Annotated in this window: 14 protein-coding genes; 11 read left to right on the top strand and 3 right to left on the bottom strand. The window is 70.7% G+C overall.

The window, feature by feature from the left end; translation table 11 throughout:
* On the top strand, positions 1–466 hold a 466-nt coding region (locus AB0C29_RS13645), incomplete at its 5' end, for a hypothetical protein (RefSeq protein WP_360819739.1).
* On the opposite strand, the gene AB0C29_RS13640 is transcribed toward AB0C29_RS13645, so the two are convergent.
* On the bottom strand, positions 463–1,476 hold the full coding sequence (locus AB0C29_RS13640) for a beta family protein (protein WP_360819736.1): 1,014 nt from the start codon (positions 1,474–1,476) through the stop codon (positions 463–465). The two genes, AB0C29_RS13645 and AB0C29_RS13640, sit on opposite strands and share 4 nt — an antisense overlap.
* Before the next feature lie 109 nt (positions 1,477–1,585).
* Here AB0C29_RS13640 and AB0C29_RS13635 point away from each other — a divergent pair, with 109 nt between their 5' ends.
* Positions 1,586–2,887 carry an AAA family ATPase gene (locus tag AB0C29_RS13635; protein ID WP_360819742.1) on the top strand — a complete coding sequence of 434 codons (1,302 nt, stop codon included), beginning with the start codon at positions 1,586–1,588 and terminating at the stop codon, positions 2,885–2,887.
* On the opposite strand, the gene AB0C29_RS13630 is transcribed toward AB0C29_RS13635, so the two are convergent.
* A complete protein-coding gene (locus tag AB0C29_RS13630) occupies positions 2,884–3,321 on the bottom strand; it encodes a nucleotide pyrophosphohydrolase (RefSeq protein ID WP_360819733.1) in 438 nt (145 codons plus the stop codon). The two genes, AB0C29_RS13635 and AB0C29_RS13630, sit on opposite strands and share 4 nt — an antisense overlap.
* A 51-nt stretch (positions 3,322–3,372) precedes the next feature.
* Between AB0C29_RS13630 and AB0C29_RS13625 the strand changes: the two genes are divergently transcribed.
* The 5 genes from AB0C29_RS13625 (at position 3,373) to AB0C29_RS13605 (ending at position 6,898) form a co-directional block, all read left to right on the top strand.
* On the top strand, positions 3,373–3,732 hold the full coding sequence (locus tag AB0C29_RS13625) for a YbaB/EbfC family nucleoid-associated protein (protein ID WP_360819730.1): 360 nt from the start codon (positions 3,373–3,375) through the stop codon (positions 3,730–3,732).
* Positions 3,729–4,043 (top strand): type VII secretion target, encoded by a 315-nt coding sequence (locus tag AB0C29_RS13620; RefSeq protein WP_360819727.1) that lies wholly within the window; start codon positions 3,729–3,731, stop codon positions 4,041–4,043. The genes AB0C29_RS13625 and AB0C29_RS13620 overlap by 4 nt, the downstream gene beginning before the upstream one ends.
* A 169-nt stretch (positions 4,044–4,212) precedes the next feature.
* Positions 4,213–4,599, top strand: coding sequence for a hypothetical protein (locus tag AB0C29_RS13615; protein WP_360819724.1), 387 nt, complete (start codon positions 4,213–4,215; stop codon positions 4,597–4,599).
* Positions 4,596–5,813: a hypothetical protein gene (locus AB0C29_RS13610; protein WP_360819721.1), complete on the top strand. Its 1,218-nt coding sequence runs from the start codon at positions 4,596–4,598 to the stop codon at positions 5,811–5,813. Before AB0C29_RS13615 ends, AB0C29_RS13610 begins: the two co-directional genes overlap by 4 nt.
* An 8-nt stretch (positions 5,814–5,821) precedes the next feature.
* Complete coding sequence (locus AB0C29_RS13605) at positions 5,822–6,898, top strand: S8 family serine peptidase (RefSeq protein WP_360819718.1); 1,077 nt, start codon at positions 5,822–5,824, stop codon at positions 6,896–6,898.
* Here AB0C29_RS13605 and AB0C29_RS13600 read toward each other — a convergent pair.
* Complete coding sequence (locus tag AB0C29_RS13600) at positions 6,858–8,114, bottom strand: hypothetical protein (protein WP_360819715.1); 1,257 nt, start codon at positions 8,112–8,114, stop codon at positions 6,858–6,860. The two genes, AB0C29_RS13605 and AB0C29_RS13600, sit on opposite strands and share 41 nt — an antisense overlap.
* A 346-nt stretch (positions 8,115–8,460) precedes the next feature.
* Between AB0C29_RS13600 and AB0C29_RS13595 the strand changes: the two genes are divergently transcribed.
* From AB0C29_RS13595 to AB0C29_RS13580, 4 genes are all read left to right on the top strand, one after another.
* Entirely contained in the window at positions 8,461–9,129 is a 669-nt protein-coding gene (locus tag AB0C29_RS13595; RefSeq protein WP_360819712.1) for a hypothetical protein, read from the top strand.
* 125 nt (positions 9,130–9,254) lie between these two features.
* Complete coding sequence (locus tag AB0C29_RS13590) at positions 9,255–10,358, top strand: polysaccharide deacetylase family protein (protein ID WP_360819709.1); 1,104 nt, start codon at positions 9,255–9,257, stop codon at positions 10,356–10,358.
* A 66-nt stretch (positions 10,359–10,424) separates the two neighbouring features.
* Positions 10,425–11,150: a GntR family transcriptional regulator gene (locus tag AB0C29_RS13585; protein ID WP_360819706.1), complete on the top strand. Its 726-nt coding sequence runs from the start codon at positions 10,425–10,427 to the stop codon at positions 11,148–11,150.
* An 81-nt stretch (positions 11,151–11,231) separates the two neighbouring features.
* The gene (locus tag AB0C29_RS13580) at positions 11,232–12,761 is read left to right on the top strand and encodes an NCS1 family nucleobase:cation symporter-1 (protein ID WP_360819703.1); all 1,530 of its coding nucleotides are present in this window, start codon (positions 11,232–11,234) and stop codon (positions 12,759–12,761) included.
* Positions 12,762–12,848: the final 87 nt, after the last annotated feature.

Raw genomic sequence — 12,848 nt, 5'->3', positions numbered from 1 at the left:
CTCCGGGCGGGTGACCGCGCCCGGGCTGGTCGAGCCGTCCGGGCCACTGCTGGAACGCATCGGACCGCAGCGGCTGGCCAACGGCGACAAGTTCGTCGTCGAGGGCGAGCGCGGGGTGCGGTTCGAGGTCACCGTGCGCACCGGCAAGTTCCGGAAGACCGGCTGCGACTCGTACGCCCGCAAGCCCGAGAACGGCGGCTACCTGCCCACCGAGCTGCGGGTGAAGGTGCTGGCCGGCGAGCCGGACGTGAGCGACTACGCGTTCCGCTTCCAGCAGCGCGACGGCACCTGGCTGAACTCGGCGTACGGCAGCAACTGCGACAAGAACTACGGCGCGTTCGTCCGCCGGCTCGTCGCGGGCCGCACCTACAAGACGACCATCGTCTTCGACGTGCCGAACACCAAGGGCGACATCGTCTTCGTCTGGCCGACCATCGACGTCATCGCCACCTGGCACTTGGGCTAAGCGCCCTCCTGGGGCAGGGCCCGCAGGACGTGGGCGATGTGGTGGGACGTGCTCCAGGCGATCCAGTTGGCCGAGCTGCCGCCGCCGCGCGCGCTGCGGGCCTGCCGGGCGATCTGCGCGTCACCCCAGGAGAAGCGGGCGCCCGCGGCCGGCCACTGGGCCGAGCCGACCAGGGTCCGGCACAGGTCGTGGCAGCGGTCGTCGCTGCGGGCGCCACGCCGGGCCCACCGGTAGATCCACCAGTCGCGGTCGGTGGTGTAGCGCAGGGTGGGCAGCTGGCGGTGGTTGATGCCGAGGCGCCGTACCGGTGAGGTCACGCCGTAGTCGGCGTAGCCCACGCCGGGCTCCGACAGCCGCGCCCACACCTGGGCGTCCAGGCGCCCGACCGGGACGGCCTCGTCGGTGGGCAGGTCGTCCAGGTTGGGCGGCATCGCGCCGGCGGCGACGGTGACCGAGCGCCACGGCGACAAGCGCGACCAGCGCAGCACGTGCCGGGCGCGCTCCTCGAAGCTGTTCGCGTGCGCGGCGCAGGCGGTCTCGGCCAGGTCGATGACCAGGTCTACCCGCTCGGCCTCGAGGCCGGCCCCGGCCAGCAACCGGTCGGTGGTCTCGGTCGCGGTGGCCGGATTGCGCGCGTCACGGTGCGGCTGCAGCCGCAGCACGGCCCGCCCGAGGTGCATGCGAGCGGCCAGGCCGTGCTCCACCAGCCGGCGACGGCTGTCGTACGCCCGCAGCACCGGCAACATGGCCACCCCGACCTCGGCCAGTTCCTCGGCGAGCTCCAGCGGCGGCGAATCGAGCGGGTCCTCGGGCTCGTCGACCGCGCTCAGGTCGACGGCGATGGCGCCGGTCCGGGGTGGCATCTGCCGGACGAGCTGGGGCAGGCGGTCGCCGGGGGAGAGCTCGATGATCGGCATGACCCGGCCGGCGGTGGCGGCGTCCAGGTGGTGCAGGGCGGCGAGTTCACCGCGCCGGGGCCGCAGGATCGGACGGTATACCCCATCGGTCATTCACTCAAAGTAGCGTCAGATATCCGACGGGTGACAATGTGGAGCCTTTTCCTCACCCCAGGTGAAGATCTCGGGTGCCGGCGTCACGGGATACGGTGCGTCGGTGACCATGTCCCTGGACTCCCCGGCCGCGGCGGCCGCCGACGTCGTCGACGCGGTGCTGCGGGACCTCGCGACCTCCGACCAGCGCGGCGTGGTGGTCGACTCACCGCCCGGTGCGGGCAAGAGCACCCTGGTGGTACGCGCGGCCGGCGTCCTCGCCGCCACCGGCACCTCCCTGATGATCGTGGCGCAGACGAACGAACAGGTGGACGACCTGATCGAGCGCCTCGGTGTGAAACACCCGGCGCTGGGGGTGGGCCGGCTGTCCGCGGTGGACTACGCCGCCTCGGAACGCGTCCGCAACCACCCGTCGTGCCGCGTCGGCGCGAAGGTCCCGGACCTGGGCGGCCCGCCGGTCACGATCGGCACGGCGGCGAAATGGGCCACGGTCACCGAGGGCACCTGGCCCTGGGCGATCGTCGACGAGGCGTACCAGATGCGCTCGGACGCCCTGCTGCGCGTGGCCCCCCGCTTCGAACGCGCCCTGTTCGTCGGCGACCCCGGCCAGCTCGACCCGTTCTCGACGGTGGAGGTCGACCGCTGGACCGGCCTGAGCTGGGACCCGATGCAGAGCGCGGTGGCCGTGCTGCTGCGCCACAACCCGACGCTGCCGGTCCACCGGCTCCCGGTGTCGTGGCGCCTGCCGGCCTCGGCGGCGCCGGTGGTCGCGGCCGCGTTCTACCCGTTCACCGGCTTCCGGTCGGGCACCGGTCCCGAAGACCGCCGGCTGACGTTCACCGAACCGGCCTCGACCGACGTGGACCGCGTCCTCGACGTGGCGGCGGCCACCGGCTGGGGCCTGCACGAACTCCCGGCCCGCTTCACGGTCCGCACGGACGCCGAGGCAGCGGCAGCGTGCGCTCTGATCGCGGCCCGGGCGCTGGCCCGGGGCGCGCTGGCCGTGTCGGAGACCGGCGAGACCCCGCTGACGGCGGACCGCATCGCGATCGGCGCGGCCCACCGCGACCAGGTGGCGGCGATCAGGTCGTTCCTGCCGGCCCACGCCCGGGAGATCACGGTGGACACGGCCAACCGCCTGCAAGGCCGCGAGTACGACCTGACGGTGGTCCTGCACCCGCTGTCGGGCCGCCGCGACGCGACGGCGTTCCACCTGGAGTCGGGGCGGCTGTGCGTACTGACCTCGCGGCACCGGCATGCGTGCGTGGTGGTGGCCCGGGCGGGGATCGCGGAGCTGCTGGATGCCCACCCGTCGACGGAACCGGTCCACCTGGGCGTACCGGTGAAGTTCCCGGACGGGTGGGAGGCGAACCAGTCGATGCTGGCCCACCTGGCCGGCCTGGCTCCCTAGTCGGTCTTGTCTGGCGCTGCGGCCTTGTCTCGCGCTTCGGTCTTGTCGTGCGCTGCGGCCTTGTTGTGTGCTTCGGCTTTGTCGCGTGCCTTTGCCGCGGAGCCGCGGGCCTGGTCGACCGGGTAGCGGCGGGCCGAATCGGCGAGCTTGTCCAGGGCCGCCGCGACCAGGTCGATGCCCAGCACGTCGGCGAGCCGGACGAGGTAGATGGTGACGTCGCCGAGCTCGGCCCGTACCCGTGGACCCAGCTCCGGATCCGCCATGACGGCGGCGGACTGATCGGCCGTGAGCCACTGGAACTCGCCGACCAGCTCGCCGACCTCCCCGGTCAACGCCATGGCAAGGTTCTTGGGAGTGTGGAACTGCTGCCAGTCCCGCTCGTCCGCGAAGGCCCGGACGCGCGCGGTCAGCTCCTGGATCGACGACGTGGTCACCGGCCGAGACTAGAACGCCTTTCTGTCGCACCCCGGCACTACGGTGGATCCATGTTCGAGGGACCGGACCTGGACGCGGCCGAGCGCCGCGTCGACGACTGGCAAGCCGGATTCGAGCAGCGGGCGGCGCAGGCCCGCGAGCTCGCCGCCCGGCTGGCCGTGCTCAGCGGCGCCGCCCGCAGCGACGACGGCCTGGTCACGGTGACCGTCGGGGCCGGCGGGGCGCTGAGGGGCCTGGAGCTGGACGAGGGGATCCGTCGGCAACCAGCGACGGAAACAGCCCGGCAGATCCTCGCGACCCTGGCCGCGGCGCAGGCTGATCTGACCGCGAAGGCGAGGGTGGTCACCGACGAGACCGTCGGCGCCGACTCGGAGACGGGCAAGGCCGTGATCGCCTCGCTGACGCGATGACAGACCAATTCGAGGTACGCCCCCAGGAGCTGGTGACCCACGCCGGCCACGTGGAGGCGATCGCCGGCCGGGTGACGACGGCGGCGGAGGCTGGGGCGGCGGTCCGGCCGGGCTTCGACGCGTACGGGAAGTTGTGCGTGATGGTCCCGGTGATGCTGGGTGCCCTGCAGGACGTGGTGGTCGACGGCATCGGGGCGGCGGCGGAGGCGCTGGAGGACACGGGCGCGCGCCTGCGGGCGACGGCGGAGTCATACGCGGCCATCGACGAGAGCCGCCGGCAGAGACTGCTGGAGATCCAGGACGGCATGTGACGGAGCTGATCAGTGTCGTCCGTGTCCGCCGGACCAGGAGAAGTGAACCGGATCGGGTCCGGGGGACGTGTTGCTGGCGGATGGGGGATGTGAGCGCTGGCTGACGAGCGTCGGCCGGTGTCGACATTCCCCTGCGGGGTCCGCGCCCGGGACGACACGGGAGGCAGCGATGAGCGACAGCTCGATCCACCTGGAAACGGGCGGCCTTGTCGAGTTCGCCGGTGACGTGCGGTTCTATGCCGAGAAAATCGACCCGGTCGACGTGGCGCGGTCCCGGCAGTCGTTCTCCGCGGGCATCCCCTTCGGCACCACCAATGCCAGCGAGGCCGTGCTGCGGGCCAAGGAGAGCTACGCCAGGGCGCTGGCCCACTCGCTGACCAACCTGACCCGCTTCATCGAGGCGGCGCGGATCCTCGCCGACGCTGCCGAGCAGGCAGCCGAGGACTTCCGGGCCGTCGACGATCAGTCGGAGCGGAGCATCAGCAACATCAAGGACATGTTGACCGCGGCGACGGATCAGACGCGGGCCGCGCGGTCCGGCGTGGAAGCGCCATGAGTGACGGGACCTTCCGGCCGAGTGGCGTGACAGCCTGGTCGTCCTACAACACGCCGCGGATCTGGGCCATGGTGGCGCGGGAGGACGATCCCGAGTCCTGGCGGCAGGTCGCCGCTCTGGGGTCGATGGCCGGGTTGCTGAAGGATCAACGTTCGCGGCTCGAGGCCGCCAAGCAGAAGCTGATCGAAGCCTGGCCACCGGAGCGAAACAGAGCCGCCCGCGCGTTCGTCGACGAGATGGATGAGCTGCTGTTCACCATGCAGGCGAACAAGGACATCGCCGACGCCAACGCCGGCGCGCTGGGCCAGATCATTGAGGCGTTGCGACAGGCGAAGGAGAAGATCGCGCCGCTCTACCGGTCTTATCTCGACAAGAGTGACGACTGGGTGCCCGGCTGGTGGGACCACGCCGAGGAAGAGCTGGACGAGCAGGCCCGCCGGCACATGCGCGAGGCCGAGGAGTGGGTGGCGCATCCGGGCAACGCCATCACGGCGCCGGCGATCTACGAGTTCCAGCCCGATGAGACCCGCACCCGGCCGGGCGACGAATCAGGTGGTGACCGGCCCGATGGCCGGCCGGCAGCTGGTGTCGGCGCTGCGGACAGGATCGCGGTTCCGCACGATCCACCGCCTCCTGTGCCTGGCCAGGAGCCGTCCGGCCCGACCGCGCCGGGCACCACGCTTCCGGCGGGACCCTCGCTGGCGGAGGCGATCACTCCTGCGCCGGTCAATCCGGCGCCGAGCGTGGTGGCGCCCTCCACCACTGCTGCCGGGGGTTCGCAACTGCCGGGACTCGTCATCGGTGGCGGAGCAGGCCGGGGCCTGACCGGCACCCCGGTTGGTGGCGGCACAGGCCGGGTCCCTACCGGCACCCCGCTCGGCGGCGCGGCGCAGCGCGGACTGCCGCCGGGTGCGGTCATCGGCAACAGCGTGGCCGGCCGGAGTCCGGCCGGTCCGGTCAAGCCGCCGCCGCCATCCTGGCTCCCACCGGCACCGCAAGCGGGCGCGGCTGCAACTGGTGCTCATTCCCGCGGATCGCCTGCCATGCCGATGAGCGGAGGGCACCTTCCGGACGCCGACGATCGGGATATGGAGATCGCCTTGGACGCGGACAGCCGATGGGGGACCTCGCAGGGCGTCGCTCCGGTCATCGAGCCCTCCCGCAAGACGTACCGTCACGATCCGGGTCCCGGGGTCATCGGATGGCAGGGGTGAAGCGGTCCGTGACGCTCAGAAGCGTCGCCACGATTGTCGCGGCGGCCCTGGTGATGCCCGTGCTCGGCGGCGCGCCGGCCCGGGCCGACCAGCGCCGGGACGCCCAGTGGTATCTGAAGCGGCTGGACATCGCGGCTGCTCACCGGGTTTCCGAAGGAGCCGGCGTCACCGTTGCCGTCATCGACACAGGCGTCCAGTCCGATCGGGCCGACCTTAAGGGCGCCGTGCTGCCCGGCTTCGACGTGACGGCTTCCGGCGACGCCCGTCAGGACGAGCTGGGGCACGGTACGGCCATGGCGGGCATCATCGCCGCCCGCGGCCACGGCGGTGATCGTGGCCTGCTCGGCATCGCACCGCGCGCCAAGGTTCTGCCGGTCAGGCCCGCGAGTGGCCCGCTCGTCGTCGCGAAAGCGATCGAGTGGGCGGTGGACCACGACGCCAAGGTGATCAACATGTCGTTCGCCGTCGGGGGCGGTGATGACCTGGCCGCGGCTGTCGCCGCCGCTGCGAGATCCGACGTGGTGCTGGTGGCGGCCACGGGCAACGACGGCGAGGAGGGCGTCGAGGGCGACTGTCCCGCGGCCTATCCGGAGGTGCTCGCTGTCGGGGCCAGCGGACGCAAAGGCGAGGCGACGAAGTTCTCGCACCGGGGGCCGCAGCTCGACCTGGTGGCGCCGGGCGTCGACATCCCGGTGATCGGCGGCAAGCTGGACCGCGAGTACAGGGTGGTCGAGGGCACCAGCGTCGCCACGGCCATCGTGTCCGGGGCGGCTGCCCTGATCAGGTCGAAGTATCCGAAGCTGTCAGCCGCCGACGTCGTATCCGTGCTCGAGTCGACGGCCACGGACAAAGGCACGCCCGGGCGGGATGACACCTACGGCAACGGGGAGCTCAATCTGGTCGCCGCGCTGAAGGCTGCCGGTCGGCCTTCGCGGCCGGCGCCGGCGACATCGGCCACTGTCATCGCCGGTACGGGTGACGACGATGACCAATTGACTCTCCTGGCGATCGGTGGGGTCGGCATCCTCCTCCTCGCCGGTGCCCTCATCGCGCTGGTTGTCGGGCTTCGGCGGCGTCGGGTCTGAGCCACGACAAGATCTTCGGCTGGCAGGCGTTCTGCACCTGGTCCCACGGCATCCCCAGCGCCCCCTCGGCCGCCTCCGCCGGTGGTTCGCCTCGGCGGGCCACCTCCGTGAAGAACGTCAGCATCTTCGGTTCGCCATACGTTTCGGCCAGGCAGCGCATCGCCAGGAAGCCCATCGCGTAGTAGCCGAACCTCTCCGTCGGTTCCGCCGACCACTCCAGGTCCAGCCGGCCGTTCCAGCCCGACTCCTCCACCTGCCGGCGCGCGTCCGCCACCAGTTCGTACGACTGCACCGGCGCGCCCGCGTACGCGATGTATTCGGCCAGGCCCTCGATGGCCCATTCGTCCTGGTTGTCCAGGGTGCCGAGCAGGGTTGCGATGTGGCCGAACTCGTGGCGGAGCAGGCGTTCGTCGGTCGGGTCCGCGTCCAGGGCGGTCGCGTCGATGATCGCGAAGGCCGTCTGCTCGCTGGTCCGGTCCACGAAGGCCGCAGCTTCGCGGTCCTCGCCCAGTGACTCGCGCCAGTGTTTCTCGTCCGCCAGGAAGGCCACGTAGGTGCCGGGCCGGGCCAGGGCGTACCGGTCGGCCACCTGTGCCGCGCGTTCCGCCGCCGCCAGCCAGGCCTCTGGTTTCGTACCGGTCAGGCCCTTCGCGGCCGCCACCACCACCCGCCGGCCCGGGGCGAAGCTCAGCGTCCCCCGTTTCCACGGCACCGAGCCGTCCGGCCCGGTCTGGTCGAAGGCGGTCAGGACGGCCCGGTCACCGGTCACCAGCCATTCGGTACGGGCCGAGATGACGTCACCCGCCGGCACGTACGTCTCGGGTGTCCGCGGGCAGGCCGGCGCCGAGAAGCACACCCGGATCTGGATGTCCGCCGTCCACCGCGGTCCCGTCCGCACGTTGCGGGTACGGGGCAGCCAACCCGACACCCGCAGCCCGCGCAGGTTCGCGTACAGGCGGGTCAGGTCGCCGGACAGTGCCGGGTCGACGCCGCTCAGCCATCCGCTCCGGTCCCCGCGCAGCAGCGCGGCGCCCTGCCGGTCGAGGGTCGCGCGGATCGCCCGCTCGGCCTGTTGCGCCCAGCCGGCGGTGACCCGGCTGCGCGCCACGCTGAAGGCGAAGACGCCGCCGCACACCAGTGCCAGCACGCCGAACAGGGCCAGCCAGCGGTCCGCCCGCCGGGGCGGCGGCGCTGTGGTGCCGGCCGGGTCGATCACAGCCGGGCACGTTACCGGTTCCCCGGGCCGCCGACGAGCCTTGATCACTGTCCGTTGATGTTCGCGTGACGGTCATCGGCTCGAAATATGGGAGGGGTTCACTGTCGGATAGAGGACTGATTCGCGAGCCGGCATGCAACTTGCACAGCGGTTCGCCATGCAAGTTGCATGTTTCGCGAGTCGCGGACCTGCTGCTCCAATGTCGCCGCAACGGTTTGACCGTCCTGCCGGTTTTCATTCATGGATGTTTTTGAGATCGGCGATGATTGGTCTTCCAGTCGATCTCCGTGAGTGGAACTGTTCTACCCAGACGTAGCGCCAGCGACACGGACGGTGGTGGTACCGCATGCGCCCAGACGTTCTCGTCGGTCCCAGTGAGTGGGTGGTCGAGCAGTTCGGCGACAAGGTTGCCGCAGAGCTCTGGACCCGGGTTCCCGAAGCTTTGAGCACGGCGATCGACCGCGAGGTCCATGCTCATCCCGCTATGACGACGACCACGGAACGAGTGCTCACCAATCCTCGGTGGCCCCTGCCGTACGAGGAGTTGGTCCTTTTTCTCGGCACGCTGCCGGGGGCCGAGATCATCAGCGTCCCCCGGTCCGTCTACCAGCTCGTGGTCATCAACGGCCACGTGGTGGTGCCCTGGTGCTACGGCCAGTCGGCGCGGATGTCCATGGCGGATGCCGAGGTCGGCCGCTCCTTCGGCCGGCTGGCCCGCGAGTTGCTGCGCCGGTTCGGGCCGCCGTGGCGCCGCTCGCAGGCCGAGGCGCCGCTGCCGCTCGACGCGGTCGACGAACGCGAGGTGTCGAAGATCTGCGCGGCGATCGCCCAGCTCGATCCGACACCCGAGGTGGTGATCGCCGGCTACGCCGGTGCCCCGAACCTCGGCCTGCTGCGGGCCTGCCTGGGTGAGATCAAGTCGACCGACAACGGCTCGCTCAACTGGAGTCACCTGGCCGACCTGCCGCTGCCGCCCCCGGTGATCCCGCGGCCGCGCCGCATGCAGTTCCCGTAGAGCACGTCCCCCTCCGTCCGCCGCCCTGCCGACCCGCAGGCGGCGGACGTCTTTGTGTCCGCGGCCGGTTCCGCCGGCGAGGCCCGGACGCTAGAGTCCATCGATCTTGCTCACGGGGGAGTCTCATGCGTCATTCCTGGGTTGTCGCGACAGTCGCCGCCGGCGGCCTGCTGGTCGCCGGTACCGGCATCGGTGTGGCCGAGGGCGGCACGGTCGCCGCCCACCAGGTGGCCGCGAAGGTCGCCGCTCCGCAGACGACCGCGAAGGTCGCCACCCCGCAGACGACCGCGAAGGGCGCCCTCCGGATCGGCGTGAGCGCCCCCCAGTACGACAGCCCGGGCGGCACCGTGCCCATCATCGTGACCGTCTATGAGGTGCCCAAGTCCTCGAAGGTGTCCATCTCCGCCACCGGCGCCGGTGGCAGCACGGTCACCTGCACCGGTTCCGTCTGGCAGAACCCGGTCCGGCGCACCGCCAGTCGCACCTGCTACCTGCAGCTGCCCAACGCCAAGGGCAGCTACGCCGTGCGGGGCAAGGCTGTGGTCACGACGGGTTCGGTCGTCCGTACCGCCTCGGGGAAGGGCGCCCGGCCTGTGGCCGCCGACGGGGTGGCTTCACCGAAGCCGATGACCGCGGCCACCATCCGGCAGATCGAGCGCTGCGGCAACCCGACCAGCGACGTCTGGCTGACCTTCGACGACGGGGGCAGCAAGACCCAGGTCACGTCGATCCTGGCCACGCTCAAGCGCAACAACGTCAAGGGGCACTTCTTCTTCCGCGGCGACTGGGCGCGCAAGAATCCCGCGCTGTTCAAGAAGATCAAGGCCGCCGGGCACGTCATCGGCAACCACACGTCGAGCCATCCCGCGCTGAGCCGGATGGGCAAGACGAACGTGGTCAAGCAGATCACTGCCGGCACGGCGGCGACCGGCACGCCGAAGCTGCTGCGGCCGCCGTTCGGCGCCGGCGCTTTCACCACCCGGCTGCAGAGCCACGCCAAGGGCCAGGGCTACCAGCTCTGCCGGTGGACCACGGACACCTACGACTGGGACGGCCCGTCCACGGCGCTGATGACCGAGCGGATCCGGTACGGCGACCACCGCTCGGCGCCGATCAGCGCCGGCGGCGTGATCCTCATGCACGGCCACGGAAAGAACACCGCGTCCGGACTGCAGAAGATCATCAACACCGTACGGGCGAAGAAGCTGAAGCTGCAGCCGCTGAAGTAGCGGGAAACACGCCGATAACGCGGCACGCATAGGGTCAGGTCCACATCCTCGGTTCGAGGAGGGGCCATGCCCAATCCGCGCGTCCGTTCCGTGCTGCTGTCCCGGCTGGCCGGCCATCCGCCCGGCAGCTCCCAGCGCGAGATCCTCGACGAGTTGCGTCGCTGCATCCTCGACGGCGAGGTGCCGCCCGGCTCGCCGATTCCGGTGGACGGCGTGGCCGCCTCCTTCGGGGTCAGCCGCATCCCGGTCCGGGAGGCGTTGATGACGCTGATCGGCGAAGGGCTGGTCGACCACCGGGCGCGCACCGGCTACCGGGTGGCCCGGATGACCATGGCCGAGTTCGGCGAGATCTACCTGGTCCGGGAGGCGCTGGAGACGGCCGCGCTGCGGGTTGCCGTGGCGCTGGCCGGCGCCGAGGACGATGAGCAGGCCCGGGCCGCGCATTCCGCGCTGGAGGCCGCCGTCCTTGCCGGCGACGGCCGCGCCCACCACCGGGAGAGCCGGCGTTTCCACCTCGCGCTGATCCGCGCCTGCCGGATGCGCCGGCTGCTGCACATGCTCAGCACGGCGTGGAACATGACCGAGCCGTTGCAGCCGATGTCGCACCTCGACGCGGCCGAGCGGGCCCTGCTGCACCAGGACCACGCGGCGATGCTGGCCGCCTTCACCGCCCGGGACACCGACGGGCTCATCGCGGTCTGCACGGCGCACCACCAGCGTCTGCAGGCCTGCATCGCCCGCCTGCCCCGGGACACCGGGCTGTTCACCGAGGGCGAGCGCAGTCAGGGATAGATATATCTCTCCGCTCATCACCGCGAAACAGCCCGTTCCTAGCGTGAGCCGCAACGAAGCCGCTCGACCCCAGGAGTGGGCATGGCCGAGACCACTGTCGCCAAGAGTTCGGATCTCGTCGAAGCCGCCGGCATGCCGGTCGGTTCGGGAGAGATCAAGCCCGGGTACGACCCCCGGCTCACCAACGAGGACCTCGCCCCGCTGCGCAAGCAGAGCTGGGGCTCGTACAACATCTTCGCGTTCTGGATGTCCGATGTGCACAGCGTCGGCGGGTACGTCACCGCCGGCAGCCTCTTCGCGCTGGGCCTGTCCAGCTGGCAGGTGCTCGTCTCGTTGCTGGTCGGCATCTCGATCGTCTACTTCTTCTGCAACCTGGTCGCCAAGCCGTCGCAGCAGACCGGGGTGCCGTACCCGGTGATCTGCCGCACGGTCTTCGGGGTCCTCGGCGCGAACGTGCCGGCCATCATCCGCGGCGCGATCGCCGTCGCCTGGTACGGCATCCAGACCTACCTCGCCTCGGCGGCGCTGGACGTCGTGGTGCTCAAGCTCTTCCCCGATCTGATGCCGTACGCGGACGTCAACCAGTACGGCTTCCTCGGCCTGCCGCTGCTCGGCTGGTGCACCTACGCCGTGCTCTGGGTCCTGCAGGCCGCGGTCTTCTGGACCGGCATGGAGACGATCCGCAAGTTCATCGACTTCTGCGGGCCGGCCGTCTACGTCGTCATGATCGTGCTGACCGGCTACCTCATCTACAAAGCCGGCTGGGGTGCCATCAACCTGAACCTCGGCGAGGTCAAGTACAGCGGGGCCAGCGCCATCCCGGTCATGCTGGGCGCGATCGCCCTGGTGGTCTCGTACTTCTCCGGGCCGATGCTCAACTTCGGCGACTTCTCCCGGTACGGCCGGTCGTTCCGGGCGGTCAAGCGGGGCAACCTGCTCGGCCTGCCGGTGAACTTCCTGGCCTTCTCGATCCTGGTCGTGGTCACGTCGTCGCTGACCATCCCGGTCTTCGGCGAGCTCATCACCGACCCGGTGGCCACCGTGGCCCGCATCGACAGCACCTTCGCCATCGTGCTCGGCGCGCTGACCTTCACCATCGCCACCATCGGCATCAACATCGTCGCGAACTTCATCTCGCCGGCGTTCGACTTCTCCAACGTCAGCCCGCAGCGGATCAGCTGGCGCGCCGGCGGCATGATCGCCGCCGTCGGTTCGGTGCTGATCACGCCGTGGAACCTCTACAACAACCCCGACGTCATCCACTACACGCTGGAGACGCTGGGCGCCTTCATCGGCCCGCTGTTCGGGGTGCTGATCGCCGACTTCTACCTCGTCCGCAAGCAGCACGTCGTGGTCGACGACATGTTCACCATGGCGCCCGAGGGCCGCTACTTCTACCACAAGGGCTACAACCCGCCGGCCGTCATCGCGACGGCGATCGGCGCGGTCGGGGCCATGGTGCCGGTGCTGTGGACCGGCGGGCCGGGCATGCACACCACCGCCCAGTACAGCTGGTTCATCGGGATGGCCCTCGGCTTCCTGGTCTACCTGTCCCTGGCCGGCCGGATGCGGGTGCGGGAACGCAGCCGGGTGCTCGAAGAGGTCGCCTGACAGAGATGATGTTCATGAGCACCTCCCGCCGGGGTCTGACCCATCGCCTGACTGACTTCGGGTCTTCACCGGGATTTGTCGGCCTCG

Source organism: Actinoplanes sp. NPDC048791 (genome assembly GCF_040650095.1).
In the GTDB taxonomy this organism is placed as follows: domain Bacteria; phylum Actinomycetota; class Actinomycetes; order Mycobacteriales; family Micromonosporaceae; genus Actinoplanes.
The sequence above is the reverse complement of the archived record's forward strand: the minus strand, read 5'-3'. Positions and strand labels throughout refer to the sequence as shown.

What these genes read in the sequence shown, in the direction of transcription:
- AB0C29_RS13640 (WP_360819736.1), bottom strand. Translation starts at nt 1,476, where the DNA reads ATGACCGATGGGGTATACCGTCCGATCCTGCGGCCCCGGCGCGGTGAA.
- AB0C29_RS13580 (WP_360819703.1), top strand. Translation starts at nt 11,232, where the DNA reads ATGGCCGAGACCACTGTCGCCAAGAGTTCGGATCTCGTCGAAGCCGCC.
- AB0C29_RS13610 (WP_360819721.1), top strand. Translation starts at nt 4,596, where the DNA reads ATGAGTGACGGGACCTTCCGGCCGAGTGGCGTGACAGCCTGGTCGTCC.
- AB0C29_RS13625 (WP_360819730.1), top strand. Translation starts at nt 3,373, where the DNA reads ATGTTCGAGGGACCGGACCTGGACGCGGCCGAGCGCCGCGTCGACGAC.
- AB0C29_RS13590 (WP_360819709.1), top strand. Translation starts at nt 9,255, where the DNA reads ATGCGTCATTCCTGGGTTGTCGCGACAGTCGCCGCCGGCGGCCTGCTG.
- AB0C29_RS13585 (WP_360819706.1), top strand. Translation starts at nt 10,425, where the DNA reads ATGCCCAATCCGCGCGTCCGTTCCGTGCTGCTGTCCCGGCTGGCCGGC.
- AB0C29_RS13635 (WP_360819742.1), top strand. Translation starts at nt 1,586, where the DNA reads ATGTCCCTGGACTCCCCGGCCGCGGCGGCCGCCGACGTCGTCGACGCG.
- AB0C29_RS13595 (WP_360819712.1), top strand. Translation starts at nt 8,461, where the DNA reads ATGCGCCCAGACGTTCTCGTCGGTCCCAGTGAGTGGGTGGTCGAGCAG.
- AB0C29_RS13620 (WP_360819727.1), top strand. Translation starts at nt 3,729, where the DNA reads ATGACAGACCAATTCGAGGTACGCCCCCAGGAGCTGGTGACCCACGCC.
- AB0C29_RS13615 (WP_360819724.1), top strand. Translation starts at nt 4,213, where the DNA reads ATGAGCGACAGCTCGATCCACCTGGAAACGGGCGGCCTTGTCGAGTTC.